The organism is Citrobacter sp. C6_1 (assembly GCF_014596835.2).
Lineage (GTDB): Bacteria > Pseudomonadota > Gammaproteobacteria > Enterobacterales > Enterobacteriaceae > Citrobacter > Citrobacter pasteurii.
Window position 1 is genome coordinate 2,606,541 of record NZ_CP115031.1, and the last position, 19,215, is coordinate 2,625,755.

General features: G+C 49.4%; 23 protein-coding genes and 1 other annotated feature. Of the genes, 7 read left to right on the forward strand and 16 right to left on the reverse strand.

From position 1 onward, the window contains the following. Positions 1-2: 2 nt before the first annotated feature. The 6 genes from pheS to thrS all read right to left on the reverse strand — a co-directional run bounded on the left by pheS (position 3) and on the right by thrS (position 4,577). Positions 3-986 carry a phenylalanine--tRNA ligase subunit alpha gene (pheS, locus tag IB196_RS12705; RefSeq protein WP_003832580.1) on the reverse strand — a complete coding sequence of 328 codons (984 nt, stop codon included), beginning with the start codon at positions 984-986 and terminating at the stop codon, positions 3-5. A 165-nt stretch (positions 987-1,151) separates the two neighbouring features. Further along, positions 1,152-1,276: a sequence feature (Phe leader region), on the reverse strand. Continuing rightward, positions 1,227-1,271, reverse strand: coding sequence for a pheST operon leader peptide PheM (pheM, locus tag IB196_RS12710; RefSeq protein WP_001386830.1), 45 nt, complete (start codon positions 1,269-1,271; stop codon positions 1,227-1,229). (Overlaps the previous feature by 45 nt.) A gap of 120 nt (positions 1,277-1,396) precedes the next feature. Continuing rightward, positions 1,397-1,753 (reverse strand): 50S ribosomal protein L20, encoded by a 357-nt coding sequence (gene rplT, locus IB196_RS12715; RefSeq protein WP_003030578.1) that lies wholly within the window; start codon positions 1,751-1,753, stop codon positions 1,397-1,399. Positions 1,754-1,808: 55 nt separating this feature from the next. Beyond that, complete coding sequence (gene rpmI, locus IB196_RS12720) at positions 1,809-2,006, reverse strand: 50S ribosomal protein L35 (protein ID WP_003030583.1); 198 nt, start codon at positions 2,004-2,006, stop codon at positions 1,809-1,811. A gap of 96 nt (positions 2,007-2,102) precedes the next feature. After that, positions 2,103-2,645: a translation initiation factor IF-3 gene (infC, locus tag IB196_RS12725; protein WP_048997935.1), complete on the reverse strand. Its 543-nt coding sequence runs from the start codon at positions 2,643-2,645 to the stop codon at positions 2,103-2,105. Between the two features lie 3 nt (positions 2,646-2,648). Beyond that, the gene (thrS, locus tag IB196_RS12730) at positions 2,649-4,577 is read right to left on the reverse strand and encodes a threonine--tRNA ligase (protein WP_040233697.1); all 1,929 of its coding nucleotides are present in this window, start codon (positions 4,575-4,577) and stop codon (positions 2,649-2,651) included. 303 nt (positions 4,578-4,880) lie between these two features. Here thrS and yniD point away from each other — a divergent pair, with 303 nt between their 5' ends. Beyond that, positions 4,881-4,988, forward strand: coding sequence for a small membrane protein YniD (gene yniD / locus IB196_RS12735; protein ID WP_003030590.1), 108 nt, complete (start codon positions 4,881-4,883; stop codon positions 4,986-4,988). Between the two features lie 165 nt (positions 4,989-5,153). Here the strand turns inward: yniD and IB196_RS12740 are convergent, their stop codons facing one another. Next, the gene (locus tag IB196_RS12740) at positions 5,154-5,912 is read right to left on the reverse strand and encodes a YdiY family protein (RefSeq protein ID WP_040233694.1); all 759 of its coding nucleotides are present in this window, start codon (positions 5,910-5,912) and stop codon (positions 5,154-5,156) included. Between the two features lie 287 nt (positions 5,913-6,199). On the opposite strand from IB196_RS12740, the gene pfkB reads away from it, so the two are divergent. Both pfkB and IB196_RS12750 read left to right on the forward strand, forming a co-directional pair. Next, positions 6,200-7,129, forward strand: coding sequence for a 6-phosphofructokinase II (gene pfkB / locus IB196_RS12745; protein WP_005120326.1), 930 nt, complete (start codon positions 6,200-6,202; stop codon positions 7,127-7,129). Positions 7,130-7,399: 270 nt separating this feature from the next. Next, positions 7,400-8,260 carry a fructosamine kinase family protein gene (locus IB196_RS12750; RefSeq protein ID WP_149691624.1) on the forward strand — a complete coding sequence of 287 codons (861 nt, stop codon included), beginning with the start codon at positions 7,400-7,402 and terminating at the stop codon, positions 8,258-8,260. Between the two features lie 53 nt (positions 8,261-8,313). On the opposite strand, the gene IB196_RS12755 is transcribed toward IB196_RS12750, so the two are convergent. Beyond that, the gene (locus tag IB196_RS12755; protein ID WP_188232110.1) at positions 8,314-8,850 is read right to left on the reverse strand and encodes a YniB family protein; all 537 of its coding nucleotides are present in this window, start codon (positions 8,848-8,850) and stop codon (positions 8,314-8,316) included. Positions 8,851-9,017: 167 nt separating this feature from the next. On the opposite strand from IB196_RS12755, the gene hxpB reads away from it, so the two are divergent. From hxpB to tcyP, 4 genes are all read left to right on the forward strand, one after another. Then, a complete protein-coding gene (hxpB, locus tag IB196_RS12760) occupies positions 9,018-9,686 on the forward strand; it encodes a hexitol phosphatase HxpB (protein ID WP_005120788.1) in 669 nt (222 codons plus the stop codon). Between the two features lie 147 nt (positions 9,687-9,833). Further along, positions 9,834-10,595, forward strand: a complete 762-nt coding sequence (kduD, locus tag IB196_RS12765; protein ID WP_040233686.1) for a 2-dehydro-3-deoxy-D-gluconate 5-dehydrogenase KduD — start codon at positions 9,834-9,836, stop codon at positions 10,593-10,595. A gap of 83 nt (positions 10,596-10,678) precedes the next feature. Beyond that, positions 10,679-11,278 carry a metal-dependent hydrolase gene (locus IB196_RS12770; protein ID WP_137378466.1) on the forward strand — a complete coding sequence of 200 codons (600 nt, stop codon included), beginning with the start codon at positions 10,679-10,681 and terminating at the stop codon, positions 11,276-11,278. Positions 11,279-11,413: 135 nt separating this feature from the next. Beyond that, entirely contained in the window at positions 11,414-12,805 is a 1,392-nt protein-coding gene (gene tcyP / locus IB196_RS12775; RefSeq protein WP_005120792.1) for a cystine/sulfocysteine:cation symporter, read from the forward strand. A gap of 64 nt (positions 12,806-12,869) precedes the next feature. Here the strand turns inward: tcyP and cedA are convergent, their stop codons facing one another. From cedA to osmE, 8 genes are all read right to left on the reverse strand, one after another. Continuing rightward, on the reverse strand, positions 12,870-13,112 hold the full coding sequence (gene cedA, locus IB196_RS12780) for a cell division activator CedA (RefSeq protein ID WP_245163455.1): 243 nt from the start codon (positions 13,110-13,112) through the stop codon (positions 12,870-12,872). Between the two features lie 190 nt (positions 13,113-13,302). Then, the gene (gene chbG, locus IB196_RS12785) at positions 13,303-14,061 is read right to left on the reverse strand and encodes a chitin disaccharide deacetylase (RefSeq protein WP_005120796.1); all 759 of its coding nucleotides are present in this window, start codon (positions 14,059-14,061) and stop codon (positions 13,303-13,305) included. Positions 14,062-14,073: 12 nt separating this feature from the next. Continuing rightward, positions 14,074-15,429 carry a 6-phospho-beta-glucosidase gene (locus IB196_RS12790; RefSeq protein ID WP_005120797.1) on the reverse strand — a complete coding sequence of 452 codons (1,356 nt, stop codon included), beginning with the start codon at positions 15,427-15,429 and terminating at the stop codon, positions 14,074-14,076. 124 nt (positions 15,430-15,553) lie between these two features. After that, entirely contained in the window at positions 15,554-16,396 is an 843-nt protein-coding gene (gene chbR / locus IB196_RS12795; protein WP_137378467.1) for a transcriptional regulator ChbR, read from the reverse strand. A 10-nt stretch (positions 16,397-16,406) separates the two neighbouring features. After that, complete coding sequence (gene chbA, locus IB196_RS12800) at positions 16,407-16,754, reverse strand: PTS N,N'-diacetylchitobiose transporter subunit IIA (RefSeq protein WP_005120800.1); 348 nt, start codon at positions 16,752-16,754, stop codon at positions 16,407-16,409. Positions 16,755-16,808: 54 nt separating this feature from the next. Continuing rightward, a complete protein-coding gene (gene chbC, locus IB196_RS12805; protein ID WP_040233680.1) occupies positions 16,809-18,167 on the reverse strand; it encodes a PTS N,N'-diacetylchitobiose transporter subunit IIC in 1,359 nt (452 codons plus the stop codon). A gap of 82 nt (positions 18,168-18,249) precedes the next feature. Next, positions 18,250-18,570: a PTS N,N'-diacetylchitobiose transporter subunit IIB gene (gene chbB, locus IB196_RS12810; protein WP_003832547.1), complete on the reverse strand. Its 321-nt coding sequence runs from the start codon at positions 18,568-18,570 to the stop codon at positions 18,250-18,252. A gap of 298 nt (positions 18,571-18,868) precedes the next feature. Further along, entirely contained in the window at positions 18,869-19,210 is a 342-nt protein-coding gene (osmE, locus tag IB196_RS12815; RefSeq protein ID WP_003030621.1) for an osmotically-inducible lipoprotein OsmE, read from the reverse strand. Positions 19,211-19,215: the final 5 nt, after the last annotated feature.

Below are 19,215 nucleotides of genomic sequence, written 5' to 3' on the forward strand. Positions count from 1 at the left end.
CTTTATTTAAACTGTTTGAGGAAACGCAGATCGTTTTCGAAGAAAGAACGCAGATCGGTAACGCCATAACGCAACATGGTCAGACGCTCCATTCCCATGCCGAAGGCAAAACCAGAGTAGATTTCCGGATCGATACCGACGTTACGCAGCACGTTCGGGTGAACCATACCGCAGCCCAGTACTTCCAGCCATTTTCCGTTTTTACCCATGACGTCAACTTCTGCAGAAGGTTCAGTGAACGGGAAGTAAGAAGGACGGAAACGAACCTGCAGATCTTCTTCAAAGAAGTTACGCAGGAAATCGTGCAGCGTACCTTTCAGATTGGTGAAGTTGATATTGGTATCAACGATCAGCCCTTCCATCTGATGGAACATCGGAGTGTGCGTCTGATCGTAGTCATTACGATATACACGGCCCGGCGCAATGATGCGGATCGGCGGCTGTTTTTCTTTCATGGTGCGGATCTGCACGCCGGAGGTCTGTGTGCGCAGCAGACGCGTTGCATCAAACCAGAAAGTGTCGTGGTCAGCGCGCGCCGGGTGATGGCCTGGAATGTTCAGCGCATCGAAGTTGTGATAGTCATCTTCGATTTCCGGACCGGTCGCCACGGTAAAGCCCAGCTCACCGAAGAAACTTTCAATACGGTCGATAGTACGTGTTACCGGGTGCAGCCCACCATTTTCGATACGGCGTCCCGGCAGGGAGATATCGATAGTTTCTTCAGCCAGGCGCGCGTTCAGCGCGGCACTTTCTAATTCGGCCTTACGCGCGTTTAGCGCTTGCTGTACCTGCTCTTTGGCTTCGTTGATTACCGCACCTGCTGCCGGGCGCTCTTCTGGTGGCAGCTCGCGCAAGGTTGTCATCTGAAGGGTCAGGTGCCCTTTCTTGCCCAAATATTCGACGCGGACATTGTCTAACGCGGCAACATCTGAAGCCTGGTTAATGGCAGCCGTTGCACTGGCAACCAGCTCTGCGAGATGTGACATGGTTTTCCTCGTTATGTTGCGATATTCACTAGTCGCTCGTATATACGCAAAATCATTCAAGTTGTGTCACGGCGGCAAAAGAGCAAACCCTCAGGAACGTACATCAGTACGTGACTGGGGTGAGCGAATGCAGCCAACACAGAGACAACCTGAAGGATGACGCGTATAAAAAAAGCCTCCACCAGGGAGGCTTTTAGGCGCTGTTTTCCGTTTCTTCTTTCACGCGCAAGCCTCCTGAGTTCAGGTGCTAAAGTAAAAGAAGAAGCGGAAAATAGCAGCATTCATGCTTGCGTTACCTTGTGTGGTAAAAACCGGACAACCTTTATTGAAAAGGCTTACGAATAAATTGTCAACCAATTGATTGCACTACAAATAAAAGAGAGGGAGCCAGGCTCCCTCTTTTCACCGGCTTATGCCAGAGCTGCTTTCGCTTTTTCGACCAGAGCGGTGAACGCTACTTTGTCGAATACTGCGATGTCAGCCAGGATCTTACGGTCGATTTCAACAGAGGCTTTTTTCAGGCCGTTGATGAATTTGCTGTAAGAAATACCGTTCTGACGTGCTGCTGCGTTGATACGCGCAATCCACAGTTGACGGAACTGACGCTTTTTCTGACGACGGTCACGATAAGCGTACTGACCAGCTTTGATAACAGCCTGGAAGGCAACGCGGTATACGCGAGAACGCGCACCGTAGTAGCCTTTAGCTTGTTTCAAAATTTTCTTGTGACGTGCACGGGCAACTACACCACGTTTTACGCGAGCCATATGTGCTCTCCTGTATCTATATTCTTAGTAAAAAAATGAATTAAACGTTAACGGCTTATGCGTACGGCAGGCACGCGATAACCAGACCCAGATCGCCTTTAGACACGAGGCCTTTTGGACGCAGGTGACGTTTACGCTTAGTAGATTTTTTGGTCAGAATATGACGCAGGTTTGCGTGCTTACGCTTAAATCCACCACCACCGGTTTTTTTGAAACGCTTAGCAGCACCGCGTACGGTCTTAATTTTTGGCATTTTAATAACTTCCACTTCGCATTGTTAATAAACGAAACGTAGGCGAACAACGCCTGTGGTACCCGCAGGCTCCACAGACATTGCTACTTGAAGGCCTTACTGTTTCTTCTTAGGAGCGAGCACCATGATCATCTGACGGCCTTCGATCTTCGTTGGGAAGGATTCGACTACTGCCAGTTCACTCAGATCGTCACGGACGCGGTTGAGCACTTCCATGCCGATCTGTTGGTGGGCCATCTCACGACCGCGAAAACGCAGCGTGATCTTAGCCTTATCGCCATCTTCCAGAAAGCGTACCAGGCTGCGGAGTTTTACCTGGTAATCGCCATCGTCGGTACCAGGACGGAATTTAATTTCCTTAACCTGGATAACTTTTTGCTTTTTCTTCTGTTCCTTAGAAGACTTACTCTTTTCATAAAGGAACTTGCCGTAGTCCATAATACGACAAACTGGCGGTTCGGCGTTAGGGCTGATTTCAACTAAATCTACTCCAGCTTCTTCAGCCTTTTCGATCGCTTCTCTCAGACTCACAATACCCAAAGCTTCGCCTTCCAGACCTGTTAAGCGAACTTCCAGGGCGCGAATCTCGCCATTGATACGATTCGGACGTGCCGTTTGAACTCGTTTTCCGCCTTTAATACCTTATTCCTCCAGTTGTTGAAGACTGCGGCTGCGAATCTCTTGTTGCAGCTTCTCAATCACTTCATTTACGTCCAGGCTGCCCAAGTCTTTGCCACGACGGGTGCGCACGGCAACTTTGCCTGCTTCTACCTCTTTGTCGCCACAGACCAACATGTAAGGGACACGACGTAAAGTGTGCTCGCGGATTTTAAAGCCTATCTTCTCATTTCTCAAGTCTGCTTTTACACGAATACCCGCATTTTGTAGTTTCTGCGTTAATTCGTTAACGTATTCAGACTGAGAATCGGTGATGTTCATAACCACAACCTGAACCGGCGCAAGCCAGGTCGGGAAGAAGCCAGCGAACTCTTCAGTCAGGATACCGATGAAACGTTCCATAGACCCAAGAATTGCGCGGTGAATCATAACCGGCACCTGACGTTCGTTGTTTTCGCCAACATAAGAGGCGCTTAAACGGGACGGCAGGGAGAAGTCCAGCTGTACAGTACCGCACTGCCATGCACGATCGAGGCAGTCATACAGGGTAAATTCAATTTTCGGACCGTAGAACGCGCCCTCACCCAGTTGGAACTCAAACGGGATGTTATTTTCTTCCAACGCAACGGCCAGGTCTGCTTCAGCACGATCCCACATTTCATCGCTGCCGATACGTTTTTCGGGGCGAGTGGACAGTTTGACGACGATTTTCTCGAAGCCAAAAGTGCTGTACATATCGTAGACCATACGAATGCAGGCGTTAACTTCATCACGGATCTGCTCTTCAGTACAGAAGATATGTGCATCATCCTGGGTAAAGCCACGTACACGCATCAGACCGTGCAGCGCACCTGACGGCTCGTTACGGTGACAGCTACCAAATTCAGCCATACGCAACGGCAGATCGCGATAGGATTTCAGACCCTGGTTAAAGATCTGCACGTGGCCTGGGCAGTTCATGGGCTTAATGCAGTACTCACGGTTCTCAGAGGAGGTCGTGAACATTGCATCTTTGTAGTTGTCCCAGTGACCTGTTTTTTCCCACAGCACGCGGTCCATCATGAACGGACCTTTAACTTCCTGATACTGATATTCTTTCAGTTTCGAGCGAACAAAAACTTCCAACTCGCGGAAGATAGTCCAGCCATCGTTATGCCAGAACACCATACCCGGTGCTTCTTCCTGCATATGATACAGGTCAAGCTGCTTACCGATTTTACGGTGGTCACGTTTGGCCGCTTCTTCCAGGCGTTGCAGGTAGGCATTCAGGGCTTTTTTATCTGCCCATGCAGTACCATAAATACGCTGCAGCATCTTATTATTGCTGTCGCCACGCCAGTATGCCCCTGCGGTCTTCATCAGTTTGAAGTGATGGCAGAAACGCATGTTCGGCACGTGCGGACCACGGCACATATCGACATATTCTTCATGATGGTACAGGCCAGGTTTGTCATCATGGGCAATGTTTTCATCAAGAATAGAGACTTTATAGGTCTCGCCACGCTTCACGAAGGTTTCGCGCGCTTCGTACCAGCTGACTTTCTTCTTAATGACATCGTAGTTTTTCTCAGCGAGCTCGTGCATCCGCTTCTCGAGCGCGTCGACATCTTCCTGGGTTAACGTACGGTCAAGATCGATATCGTAGTAAAAACCGTTGTCAACAACCGGTCCGATCGCCATTTTGGTGTTCGGCCAAAGTTGTTTGATCGCATGCCCTAACAGGTGCGCACAAGAGTGACGAATGATCTCCAGACCTTCTTCATCCTTCGCGGTGATGATGGAGAGTTTCGCATCATGTTCAATCAGATCGGAAGCATCGACCAGCTCACCGTTAACACGGCCAGCAATAGTCGCTTTCGCCAGACCTGGACCGATGTCCAGCGCAACATCCATGGGGCTTACAGCGTGGTCGTAATGGCGTTGACTGCCATCAGGAAGAGTAATAACAGGCATGTTATATCCTTATTTGCAGTGGTGCCCCACACGTAAGAGCACATACAAAGATTCAATATTTAAAATTATCAAAAAGGTCTGGGCTGATTCCCGCTTCACTCTGCGAAATATGTCACTGGTTGCCTGAATGGCTACACTGGACCTACACCCGCTTTTTGATAACACCGTTTGACAGTGTACACGGCATTAGGATGCGATCAAAGCAACAATCAACGTGCACTCTATGATGTAAATCAATTCACTGACACCCTGACGTCTTTGTTACACTTGTAGAAAGTCATTTCACCGGAGCAGGAAAAAACAATGCCAACAAACCGCTTTGCGAAGAAACACTGGAAGATGGTGGTGATCCTGCTGGTTATTTGTGCGGCAATGCTGATGCTGCGTTGGGCAGCGATGATCTGGGGTTAAAATACTGGCCGCTTTTCTGGTTCCGTTGTATTTATCAATTATATCGAATTCGTCTGAAAAATAGCGCGTTATCGATAAGCATTAAAAATAAAACACAGATTTACTATTAAATAAACTTAACGTTAATAGATAAAAGCCGGGCCAATTATTTGACCCGGTTTGTCATTACATCCGATAGCCGAGTGAAACAGTCGTACGACGATCGGTATGCTCCGGCGCGGTTGCCGGCGGTTCGGAGTTCCAGGTCACGTTGTACGCAACCTTCAATCCAAAGTGTTCGTTGATAGCAACATTCAAAGCCGTTTCAGAATTCAGCGTTGTATCATCGGCACCAAATACCGACACACCCTGCGTAAACTTAGTGTTGTCCGTCATCTGCCACACATAAGCCCCGGACGCATAACCTAACGGTTGCGTTTCAGTGGTGCCATCAGTGTGCTCGTCATAACGTACACCAGGACCGAATTCAAAGCGGAAACTGTGTACCGGTCCATTAAGAAACTGGCGACCATAACCGGCCGTTAGCACGTCACGCTCACGGTATCCGTTATAACGGTCTGTTAACCAACTGGCCTGACCAAAGAGATAGTCAAAGTCAGTCATGTTGTAACGACTACGACCACCTACAGCATATTTCTCAGATGAACGCTCATCATTTGAGGAAGTGTTGCTGGCATTTCCCCACAGAGACCACGCCGTGGATTGACCATACCAGGTCATGGTGGTGTCGGCGGTTAAAGAAGAACTTTTTGTGTTGCCTGACTGGGCAAGGTATCCCGCGTTCAGATTACCTTCAAAGGGTTTTTTCGCGCTGGAAGGGTCATCCATGACAGTAAAAACGGAATCATCGGCGGCGGCATGCATTGACGCAAACACGCACCCCGTCAGCAATACTGCTGCGGGCACTGTCTTCAAAAGCTTCATTTATAAAGAGTCCGTACAACAAAAAAAGAGACCATAACGGTCTCGGAAACTTTCATATGGATCAACGACAAAAGACCCTTGAAAGGTAACAAATTATAAAAAGACTCGAATAACATAGCAATAAATTCTTATTTCATTTTTTGAATAAGAGCGTTCCTAATCCTTTATTTTATTTATATATCTTTGGCACGAGAATTTTAAATAAAGCTGCGAGAAATCATGTTGTTAATTACTTCACTTTCGTGACGTTAAGTGCCAGACTGGGATCAGCCTAACAGGAGGTAAAGATGGTACGTATCTATACGTTAACACTTGCGCCCTCTCTCGATAGCGCAACAATCACCCCACAAATCTACCCCGAAGGTAAACTTCGCTGTACCTCACCGGTTTTTGAACCTGGCGGTGGAGGCATCAACGTCGCCCGTGCCATTGCACATCTTGGCGGAACTGCAACGGCCATCTTTCCGGTCGGTGGTGCGACCGGCGAGCACTTAGTTTCTTTACTTGCTGACGAAAATGTTCCCGTCTCGACTATCGAGGCCAAAGACTGGACCCGACAAAATCTCCATGTCCACGTCGAATCCAGCGGCGAGCAGTATCGTTTTGTCATGCCCGGTGCCGCACTGACTGATGACGAATTCAACCAACTGCAGGATCAGGTACTGGAAATTGAATCAGGTGCGATACTGGTCATTAGCGGCAGTTTGCCGCCCGGTGTGCAAATAGAAAAATTGACACGGCTCATCACCACCGCACAAAAACAGGGCATTCGCTGCATTGTCGATAGTTCTGGCGAAGCGCTGACGGCGGCATTAGCCATCGGCGGTATCGAACTGGTAAAACCCAACCTCAAAGAATTGAGTGCGCTGGTGAAACGCGAACTCACACAGCCTGATGACGTCCGCAAAGCGGCACAGGAGATTGTACAAAGCGGCAAAGCGCTTCGCGTTGTGGTCTCTCTTGGACCACAAGGGGCATTGGCCGTCAATCAAGAAACGTGCGTCCAGGTCGTCCCTCCGCCGGTAAAAAGCCAAAGTACCGTTGGCGCAGGCGACAGTATGGTCGGCGCAATGACGTTGAAACTGGCAGAAAATGCCCCGTTCGAAGAGATTGTGCGTTTTGGCGTCGCTGCGGGTAGCGCAGCAACGCTGAATCAGGGTACGCGGCTGTGCGCGTTGGACGATACGCAAAAAATATATTCGTATCTTGCCCGATGATGACACCATCCCCCTTAGCAGGCATAAGGGGGATTTACCCACAAAACTGTCGGCATGCGTATTATGCGTCTATGATAAAAAATCACGTGATTACAAAGAAGTGAATCATGTTAAACCGAAAGTCGCAATGTCTCAGGGAGGTGTGGAAGAACGACATACAATAAGTGCCTTTCCAGCGATGACGCGTCCATGGTGTGCGTCAGTTCGTGTTTTTTTACCGCATTCTTGCGCTAACCTTATGATCTGGCAGACAACATGGGGAGAGACATCATGTGGCAGGCTATCAGTCGTCTTTTAAGCGAGCAATTAGGTGAAGGCGAAATCGAACTGCGTAATGAACTGCCCGGCGGAGAGATTCACGCCGCATGGCATTTACGCTATGCGGGGCGCGATTTTTTCGTCAAATGTGATGAAAGAGAGCTGTTGTCTGGCTTTGCGGCGGAGGCAGACCAGTTAGAACTGCTTTCCCGGAGCCAAACCGTCTCTGTCCCCAAAGTCTGGGCAGTGGGTGCAGACAGAGACTACAGTTTTCTGGTCATGGACTTTCTCCCTCCCCGCCCGCTTGATGCCCACAACGCGTTTATTCTCGGGCAACAACTTGCACATTTGCATGAATGGAGCGATCAGCCACAGTTCGGCCTCGACTTCGATAATGCGCTCTCCACTACGCCACAACCCAATGCCTGGCAGCGTCGCTGGTCAACCTTCTTCGCCGAGCAACGTATCGGCTGGCAACTGGAACTTGCGGCGGAAAAAGGAATCGCGTTTGGCAATATTGACGCCATTGTCGATCATGTTCAGCTACGGCTCTCCTCCCATCAGCCACAGCCTTCTCTCCTGCACGGCGATTTGTGGTCGGCAAACTGTGCACTTGGACCGGATGGCCCCTACATCTTTGACCCGGCCTGTTACTGGGGTGACAGAGAGTGCGATCTGGCAATGTTGCCGTTACATACCGATCAGCCACCGCAGATTTATGACGGTTATCAGTCTGTCTCGCCGTTACCACTAGATTTTCTCGACAGGCAGCCTGTCTACCAGCTCTATACGCTGCTGAATCGAGCAATTCTGTTTGGGGGGCAGCATTTGGTTGTGGCGCAGAAGGCGCTGGACAGATTACTGGCGGCTTAGCACGCTTATCAGGCCTGACGTTTTACAATGCGACAGGCCTGATCGTGCAGCACTTACAAAAAGCCCAACAATGAAAAGAAGAAGTAGCCGATCACGATAACGATCACCGGCAAAATATAGAGCGGGAAAATTTGTAAAAAGATCGTATGGTGCGGAACCACGATACGTGACTCAAGCTGCTCGCGCGTTAACCCCTCACTGCCTTTTGCCTGTTCCAGAATCAATTGATCCTGAACGCCCTCGCGTAAAAAACGCGCCTGGCGGCTCATTCTGGCGCCTGAATCCTGCAGCGCCAGACCGATAAAAATCAGAATAAAAATCAACCAAAAAACAAGATTCAGTCCAGTCTGAAAATCCGGTGTCGGCGAGTTATACCAAAACAGGTTAAGAAACGGCGTATTCACCCGCATCATGTCGATCATCACATGGGCAAAATCGAGCATTACCGCATTAATCCCTTCCTGCTTTTCGCTGTGCGCGTACATAAACTTCAGTACAGAAACCAGTGTTGAAATCAGCGCGGGAATGAAAATTACCCATCCAGCCAGCCTTTTCAAGACAGCAATGCGTCCAGCTTGTTGATACGTCATGAGTTCCCCTTGATAAAGACGTGTCATTTTGGCCTAAGTTTACCCGTTGATAACCGTTTTCGCCTGATCTTTAAAGGCTGTATACTGTTGAATTAGCCATAATGAACGCTCAGAGCCTGTACAGACTGGCTCTTAATCCCTTTTATCACCGTAAAGGAGAGGTTGTAATGTCAACCCCGCGTCAAATTCTTGCTGCAATTTTCGATATGGATGGATTACTGGTTGATTCAGAACCGCTCTGGGATCAGGCCGAACTGGATGTGATAGCAAGTTTAGGCGTTGATATCTCCCGCCGCCATGAACTTCCCGATACCCTTGGCTTACGCATCGACATGGTGGTTGATTTGTGGTTTGCGCAGCAACCGTGGAGCGGTCCTTCACGTCAGGAAGTCACCGAGCACATCATCACCCGCGCAATTGCGCTGGTTGAAGAAACGAAACCTCTGCTGCCAGGCGTGCGTGAAGCCGTGGCGTTGTGCAAATCTCAGGGAATCAAAGTAGGACTGGCATCCGCTTCGCCGCTGCATATGCTGGAAAAAGTGCTGACCATGTTTGATCTGCGCGATAGCTTTGACGCGCTGGCCTCGGCAGAAAAATTACCTTACAGCAAACCGCACCCGCAGGTTTACCTCGATTGTGCCCAGAAGCTGGGCATATCCCCGTTATCTTGTGTCGCACTGGAAGATTCTGTGAACGGGATGATTGCGTCGAAAGCAGCGCGAATGCGCTCAATTGTTGTCCCCGCGCATGAAAATCAGGATGATCCCCGATTTGTACTTGCCGACGTCAAACTGGCCTCGTTGACTGAGCTCACTGCCGGGCATCTGCACGGTTAATCTCCCGCCGGGCAATGACCATATTGCCCATTTCCTTGCCTTCTCAATATTTTTAAAACACAGTTTCATTTTAATTGTATTTTTATTTAACCTCTTCTATTCTTCTCCTATTGCAAGGCATTAACAGTAAAAATAGCTGAGGTGTACATGGTTCTGGACGCGTTTCGTCTTGAGGGTAAAGTCGCAATCGTCACTGGTTGTGATACCGGGCTTGGACAAGGTATGGCCCTGGCGCTGGCTGAAGCCGGATGTGACGTGGTTGGCGTAAACCGCAAAATCCCGTATGACACCGAGGGAAAAATCACCGCAGTTGGTCGGCGTTTTATGGCTATCCAGGCCGACCTCAGCCAACAGGAGGCGCTATCCAGCATAGTGACGCAAACTGTGGCGGCATTTGGTCGGATCGATATTCTGGTCAACAATGCAGGTACGATTCGTCGCCAAGACGCGCTGGATTTTAGTGAAAAAGACTGGGATGACGTAATGAATCTGAATCTCAAATCCGTTTTCTTTCTGTCGCAGGCGGTGGCGCGCCAGTTTCTGGTTCAGGGTAACGGCGGAAAAATCATTAACATTGCCTCAATGCTCTCTTTCCAGGGGGGGATCCGCGTGCCGTCCTACACCGCATCAAAAAGTGGCGTGCTTGGAATCACCCGCTTACTGGCTAATGAGTGGGCGGCTCAGGGAATTAATGTCAATGCCATCGCACCTGGTTATATGGCGACAAACAATACGCAGCAGTTGCGCGAAGACAGTACGCGTAATCAGCAAATTGTCGATCGTATTCCCGCCGGACGCTGGGGCACACCGGATGACCTGAAAGGCCCGGTCGTTTTTCTCGCCAGCGCTGCCTCTGACTATATTCATGGCTATACGCTGGCCGTAGACGGCGGTTGGTTGGCGCGTTAATCGTGCATTTGTGACAAAGGGTTACAACGTCACCTCTTCCGCCTACTGTATAAAACCCCTATACTGTATGAATTGACAGTTTATTGGGTTTTATCATGACGGCGGAAGGCCATCTCCTTTTTTCTATTGCCTGTGCAGTATTTGCCAAGAATGCCGAGCTAACGCCCATTCTTGCGCAGGGTGACTGGTGGCATATTGTTCCTTCAGCCATTCTAACGTGCCTGCTGCCGGATATTGATCATCCCAAATCCCTGCTGGGACAACGTCTGAAGTGGATATCTAAACCCATTGCCAGGGCATTTGGTCACCGCGGATTTACGCATAGCCTGCTGGCAGTTTTTGCCCTACTGACCACGTTTTACCTGAAAGTCCCTGATAGCTGGATAATCCCGGCTGATGCCTTACAAGGTATGGTTCTCGGTTATCTCAGTCACATTCTGGCCGACATGCTGACTCCGGCAGGCGTTCCCCTGCTTTGGCCCTGCCGCTGGCGTTTTCGTCTGCCCATCCTCGTGCCGCAAAAAGGCAACCAACTGGAACGGTTCCTGTGCATGGCACTGTTCGCGTGGGCAATCTGGATGCCGCAGACCGTACAAGAGAACAGCGCGGTACGCTGGTCATCGCAGATGATTAACACACTACAGATGCAGTTTAATCGTTTTATAACGCACCAGGTTGACTAATAAATCGGCCAAAATGTCATTTTAGGTATAAACAATTCCATTTGAATATAAGAGGCAAGTCACAGTTCTGCTAATCTTGCGCCAACAGAATCGCCATTGCATGGTGATACGCATAATAAGATCAGGAGAACGGGGATGAACTTTCCATTAATCGCGAACATTATCGTGTTCGTAGTACTGCTGTTCGTGCTGGCGCAAGCCCGCCACAAACAGTGGAGTCTGGCCAAAAAAGTACTGGTCGGTCTGGTCATGGGTGTGGTGTTTGGCCTCGCCCTGCATACCATTTATGGCTCCGACAGCCAGGTTCTTAAAGATTCCGTACAGTGGTTCAACATTGTCGGCAACGGTTATGTCCAGTTGCTGCAGATGATTGTCATGCCGCTGGTATTTGCGTCTATTCTCAGCGCCGTTGCGCGTCTGCACAACGCCTCTCAGTTAGGTAAAATCAGCTTCCTGACCATCGGCACGCTGCTGTTTACCACGTTGATTGCCGCACTGGTCGGGGTTCTGGTAACCAACCTGTTCGGTCTGACCGCCGAAGGCCTGGTGCAAGGTGGTGCCGAGACTGCACGTCTGAACGCTATTGAAACCAACTATGTTGGCAAAGTGGCTGACCTCAGCGTGCCGCAGCTGGTGCTGTCGTTTATCCCGAAAAACCCGTTTGCCGATCTGACCGGTGCTAACCCGACGTCGATTATCAGCGTGGTCATCTTTGCTGCATTCCTCGGCGTTGCGGCACTTAAACTGCTGAAAGATGATGCGCCGAAAGGCGAGCGCGTATTAACGGCTATCGATACCCTGCAGAGCTGGGTGATGAAGCTGGTTCGTCTGGTGATGCAGTTGACGCCGTATGGTGTTCTGGCGCTGATGACCAAAGTTGTTGCCGGTTCCAACCTGCAGGACATCATTAAGCTGGGTAGCTTCGTCGTTGCCTCATATCTCGGCCTGGGCATTATGTTCGTCGTACACGGTATCCTGCTGGGTATTAACGGCGTTAGCCCACTGAAATACTTCCGCAAAGTCTGGCCGGTACTGACTTTCGCCTTCACCAGCCGTTCCAGTGCCGCCTCTATTCCACTGAACGTTGAAGCGCAAACCCGCCGTCTGGGCGTCCCTGAGTCCATCGCCAGCTTTGCCGCCTCTTTTGGTGCAACGATTGGTCAAAACGGTTGTGCGGGTTTGTACCCGGCGATGCTGGCCGTGATGGTGGCACCAACTGTCGGCATTAACCCGCTGGACCCAATGTGGATTGCCACGCTGGTGGGTATCGTGACCGTCAGTTCCGCAGGGGTTGCGGGTGTGGGCGGCGGCGCGACTTTCGCGGCACTGATCGTACTGCCTGCCATGGGTCTGCCGGTCACACTGGTTGCTCTGTTGATCTCTGTTGAACCGCTGATTGATATGGGCCGTACCGCATTGAACGTTAGCGGTTCCATGACCGCTGGTACGCTTACCAGCCAATGGCTGAAACAGACCGATAAAACGATTCTGGACAGCGACGATCACGCCGAACTGGCGCATCGCTAACAGCCTGTCTGCGCAAAACAAAAAACCGCCGGTGAGTTATGCTCCGGCGGTTTTTTTTATCCGACTAATCGATCAGTTCGTTTTCCTGGCGAATCTGGTTAGCCCAGCGCTGGGCGGACTCCGGAACCGTAAATGCAGGCGAACGCTGAAACGCCTCCCCCATTAAGACAAAAGCGACATATTTTCCGCGCAGTATCCATACGTCACGAAACGCATCCATTTTCACCGCATGCTCTGGCGGAGCGGGCTCCACGCGAGGAACATAGCTGATAACCGGACGATTTTGTTGGCGAAGAGGTTTCATAATCAGTTGCTTCACTAAAGACAAATTCTAAAAATCTGAAAAACGCTATCTTAGCTGATTTTACCCCTGGACGGTGCAAAAACAGTGAATTCGTGAAGTGGGTGGCGATAATGGGGGGGACAGAGAGGTTGCAGCAAACATCAATGACGCAGACAAAAAAATGCGGCGCACCGACGCGCCGCCAACTCAGGAATTAAACGTTCAGAAAACTGCCAAGACGATAACCGCGCTCCGCAATAGCATATTTCAGTGACGAAGACGTCAGTACGTCAAGCTCAGTTAAACGGGGGTAACAGTAGGCACTTTGTCGAATGATGTCATCGATAAACGCCGGATGACACATCACTTCCAGCGAGGACTCTCCCCGGTCTGCTGACGCGTCAAGCATCTGCAAGAACAACGCTTCGGAAATCGCTTCGCCATAAAACTCGCTGCTGAATCCCTGGGAAGTCCGTAACGTTTGTGGAAAGTCAGACGCCTGAAATACCGTCTGACGATCGATCCGTAACGCAATCCCCTTTTGGGCAGCAAACCCGGCCACTATAGGGAAGAGCTGCGGGAACATATGCACATGGTGATGGCTATCCAGATGCGTTGGCTCCCGCCCGAACAGGTCAATAAAACGCTGATACTGCGCGGCCAGTTCCTGTGAAATTTCATCCAGCGGCAGAGAGTCTTCCTCAGCCATCTGCCAGATCCATTTCCCGAGCACCCCTTCACGAGTAAGGCCTGGCATTGCCGTCAACGGCCTGCCCAGCGTCAGAACAAAGTGCATTCCGACGGCAAGTTCAGGTATGTCGCGACTCAGCTGTACCGCATGGTCAATTGCCGCGCCGTTAACCAGCGCCGTTGTCGAGGTGACAACACCATTACGACAGGCTTCAACAATGCCGTAGTTTTGTCCTTTGCTCAGGCCAAAATCATCCGCATTCACAATCAGTACGCGTTCCATAACCGACCTCAGTTAGTGTTGTTCGCTTTTGAGTTTCTCGATGCACCCGGCGAAATTTGGCAACCATTTTTCATGCGCCAGGATCAGCTCACGCGCCAGAATTTCAGCATCAGTGTCTGAATGCACCAGTGGACTCAGGTTTAACGCCAACAGTACATCATTCAACTCGCCGCTCAGCGCCGCATTGCTCGCCGCCACTTCAAAACCTTTAATGGTATAGATAAGACCCAGGACCTTTTCATCGAAATGGGTGATACGTGGGTGCGGAGTTGCACCATTGCGCCCCAGCGTGCAGGTCATCTCAACTGCCCAGTCCGCAGGAATATTATCAACATGGCCATGATGAGGAATGTTGACGTAATGTTCGGTCTGTTTGTCGTTGTAGATAGCATTGATGACTTCACACGCGGCATCAGAGTAATAAGCCCCGCCACGCTGTTCCAGCTCTTTCGGCTTAATATTCAACTCAGGATTTTTATACAGATCAAACAGTTGCTTCTCAACTTTTTGTACCACCTGAGCGCGCGCGCCGCCCTTATAGTATTCGCCCATTTCAATCGCCAGCATCTCTTTTGGCTTGAAGTAGTACAACAAATACGAGCACGGCAGCAGTCTCAGTGAACGAATCAGCCCTTCACTGAACGGCAGATCGAAGATGTTCTTCACCCCAGAGGCTTTCAACTGACCCGACGCAACGCCGTCCAGCAGTTCATCAAAGCGTGACACACCGTTGACCAGAACATCCTTAATGAAGACCATATGGTTCAGACCAAACAGGTCGATGGATAAGTCATCACTCTCTTTCAGCGCCAGCACGTCGCTGATGAACATTTTCATACCGATCGGAATATTACATACGCCGATGAATTTCTTGAAATTCGTATGGCGATAAACCGCCTCAGTCACCATCCCGGCTGGGTTAGTGAAGTTGATCACCCACGCATTCGGGCACAGTTCTTCCACATCTTTCACAATATCAAAGATAACCGGAATAGTACGCAGGCCTTTGAACAGCCCACCAGCGCCGTTGGTTTCCTGCCCCAGATACCCGTGGCTCAGCGGAATGCGTTCATCCTTTTCACGGGCTTGCAGTTGCCCAACCCGCAACTGGGTAGTAACGAAATCAGCATCTTTCAGCGCTTCGCGGCGATCCAGCGTTTTATACACTTTCATCGGGACGCCAGCTTTATCAATCATGCGCTGGCAGAGGTCAAAAATAATGTCCAGCTTCTCTTTACCGCCGTCGACATCCACCAGCCACAATTCAGAGACCGGTAATTCATGATAACGCTTAATAAAGCCTTCAAGTAATTCAGGGGTGTAGCTGCTCCCGCCACCGATAGTGACGACTTTTAATTTCTGGCTCATAATTTCTCCCTTCAGTGTAAAAACACTGACACGTATTATGCTCAACCCATTCGTCAGGTATAGCGTGGCTGTCCCGACGCTATTTTGGGCAAACGATAAAAAATGGTTTATTGGCAAATAATATTTACTGATTAAATTCAGTTAATTTCTTACGGTAGCTATTAGGTGTAAACGACGTCAGCTTTTTAAACGTTTTAATAAACAGGCTCGGACTACTGTAACCAGACTCATAGGCAATATCAGTTACAGAATAGTTAGTCATTTCCAGCTGTTTTTTAGCAAAATTAATGCGGATTTCATTAATAATCTGCATTGGCGTTTTACTGTAATAACGCTGAGTTGCACGGGTCAGATACTCCTGGGATTTCGCGGACAGGTGTACCATATTTTCCAGCGCATTTTCGCTGAACTGCCTTTTGTCATGCATGCTTTCCACTGTAGTTTTAAGCCACTGTGGAATATCATCCAGCACCTGCTCTTCCCGGTGATGGCGTAACCGATTAATAATATAGAAGGTGACCACTTCTACAAATTCATCCAGTCCGCTTTCACGAAAATTCAGTGATGCTATAACCGTTTCGATGTAGGTAAGGAACGAGCTGTTCGCCCGATACACCTGCGATGCAACGAAACAAAATGGCAGCAACGGGTGGTAGTGTTGTTCAAAAAAACGTTTACTGATACCAACGTTAAGAATTCGCGTCGCGCCGAAATCATAGAAACTTTGGTGGTGCGATCCCAACGGGATAAAGACAAAGTCTCCGCGCTCAAGCAGTACACGCTTACCGTTGATTTCCTGATAGTAACGTCCAGTTAATACAAGGGTAAATTCGTAGTAATCATGCTGATGCAGCCCACTGATGCTCTCAGTTTTGTTATAGATGAACACATGAAAATTTTTGCCATTAAAAAGCTGCTGCTCATAGACGGTTTTGATTTCCGGTGCGTTAATCTGTAGCTGCATTATACACTCCTCGCTATTTCAGCTTCTCGTGAAGCTCAATCAGTTCTGCCACCAGTTCACGTGCCAGCATCGACGTCATCAGGTGGTCCTGCGCATGGACCAGCACCAGGCTGACTTTCATTTTACCTTCACCCTGATCGCCTTCAATCAGTTTGGTCTGGACAAGGTGTGCTTCGTTCAGCGCCATGCGAGACTGTTCCATCATGGTCTTCGCTGACTCAAAATCACCCTGTTTGGCCAATTTGAGCGCGCCGTACGCCAGACTACGTGCCTGACCCGAGTTGATGATGAGCCCCATCACCACTTCTTCAAGCTCTTCTGCTTCTGACTGCGTGTCGACGATATTTTCGATATCTAACATACTCTTTTCCTCTGGTTCAGTCCGGCATGGCCGCATAGCCATGCCGGATTAAATTTAGAATTTCAATGCGTTAGCGATATCTTCTTCGCTTTCTTCTTTATCAATTACGTTCTGAGCTTTGTTGGCGACGACCACGAATGGCAGGTACACCAGCGTTGCGATACCAAGGTTAAACAACGCGACCAGCAGAGCAGCGACGCTACCGTTGGTGTTAAAGAATGCGCCCAACCCGGTTGGCATAGTCCACGGTGCAATGTTGGTAATCGGTGGAATAATGCCTGTGTAATAAGCGGCCAAGGTAATCGCTGCCAGAATCGGCTGAACCAGGATGAATGGAATAAACATAACCGGGTTCATGATAATCGGCAGACCGAACAGAATGGGTTCGTTAATCTGGAACAGACCTGATGGCAGTGCCAGTTTTGCTACCTGACGATAATCAGCGCGTCGAGAAGCCAGGAAGATAGCAATAATCAGACCCAGCGTTGCCCCACTCCCTCCCAGGAAAATATAGGAGTCCAGCATCGGCTTCGCCCAGACGTGGAACGTCTTACCGGCTTCCAGTGCCGCGTCTACGGAACCAAACTGTTGGTAGATAGAGATGTTTTCCAGCGCCCAGGGGGTCATGATACCGCTGTCCAGTGCAGTCAGTGCCAAAGAACCGTGAATACCAAAGAACCACAACAGCGGAACAAAAATCACGTACGCCCAACCCACCACGCTACCCAGTGACGCCAGCGGAGTCGAAATGGAATCCATGATGATCTGGTGGAAGTTCGTTCCCCAGGTGTTCAACGCCCAGGCGATGATCCCCATAATAGAGAGGATAATGAAGCCAGGAATCAGTGCAGAGAAGGAGCGAGAAACAGAGGCCGGAACGCTATCAGGTAATTTAATAACCCAATTACGATGCACGACGAAGGTGAACATTTCCGCGACCACCAGGCCGATAATAATACCGGAAATAATGTTCGCACCGCCCAGCCAGTTAGCACCCACGGCATAGGCTTCTCCCACGCTGTATGGTGTGACTGTCATAAATGCGGCGACAGATAATAAACCAGCAGCCAGCGCATCGACTTTGCGTTCTTCCGCCAACGCCATACCGATAAAGAATGGCGCCATCAATGACATAATACCCAGCGTACCGTTATAGACGTTCCCACCAATGCCTTTTAAACTATTTAGTGTTTCAATAGTTGAAGCATCAAGTCGAATGCCCATGGAATAAAAAAACGACCCCTCCCCAAAGCTCAGGAAAACGTTATTGATTAATACAAACATAGCCCCTGCGAGGGTTAACGGCATTAAACGAATAAAACCGTTTTTGATTGCATTAACGTGTGGCTGCTTTCCAATTTTTACAGCAAAAGGAAGGAGTACCTTTTCAAGTGAAGCAATAGCGTTACTCATAGAAAAATACCCTTAAATACCGCAATTAACGATTGCGGTGAATGTTAATGAAATAACTCTTTGACGGGAAAATTTAAAATAATTAATTTGCTGCGGCTTTTTTAATTGCTGCAACTGCAGCCTTAAGCACGCCTAAACCATCGACTTTGCCATACAACAGCGAGTCAATCACTTCTACAGGTTTGTTGGGTAACAAACGCTGAATTTCGGGCAACATATAAGCAATCTGTGGACCTAATAACACAACATCGGCTACTGGGCCTTTTTCTCCGGCCAGCGTTTCGGGAAACGCTTCAATGATAACTGGCACTTCGTATTTTTCAGCCTGAGCACGCATCTTCGAGACCAACAAAGAAGTCGACATGCCCGCAGAACAAAACAGATAAATGTGTTTCTTTTCCATTAAAACGATCCTCATGTGCGATTATCTGTGTACCAGACACTCCGCAAGCCATAACCTGCATCCATGCTCTGGGTAACTTGCGTCAGCTAAATTACTTTTTTAGGTGGCTGAAATGAGTATACGGGATTGCACCGGTGGATGGTATTTCCTTGACTAACTAAATTGTCTCTCCTTGACCTGTGGTTATGACACCCCTCACACTTCGGGCAAATAATTCGCGACAATAAATAAGATCGCATGGCACAAAAAAACCGGCACAGCGGCCGGTTCGTCAGAGTGCTCAGGCAATAAACAGTTGTTACTTCTTCGCTGCCTGCGGGTCGGTGTCGTACTCCGCACAGGTCTGGTAGCCGGAATTAATCACGTGCCCAGTATCATCTAATGCAACAAAATAGGTCTCTGCTTTACCATCTCGTTGACCCAGGATGTAGGTCTGACATGTACCACGCGCATGGATCATGCTGACTTCAGATGAGGGCTTGCCGGCAATCTGCGCCACTTGCGCCCGGCTCATCCCTTTCTTCACATCTTTCACCACGGGCTGCACAAATTGGTCTTTGGTACGATCGTAAGCCGTACAGCCTGCCAGCATAGTCAATACCGCCGCTGCACTCAGAATTCCTGTTAGATTCTTGTTCATATTCC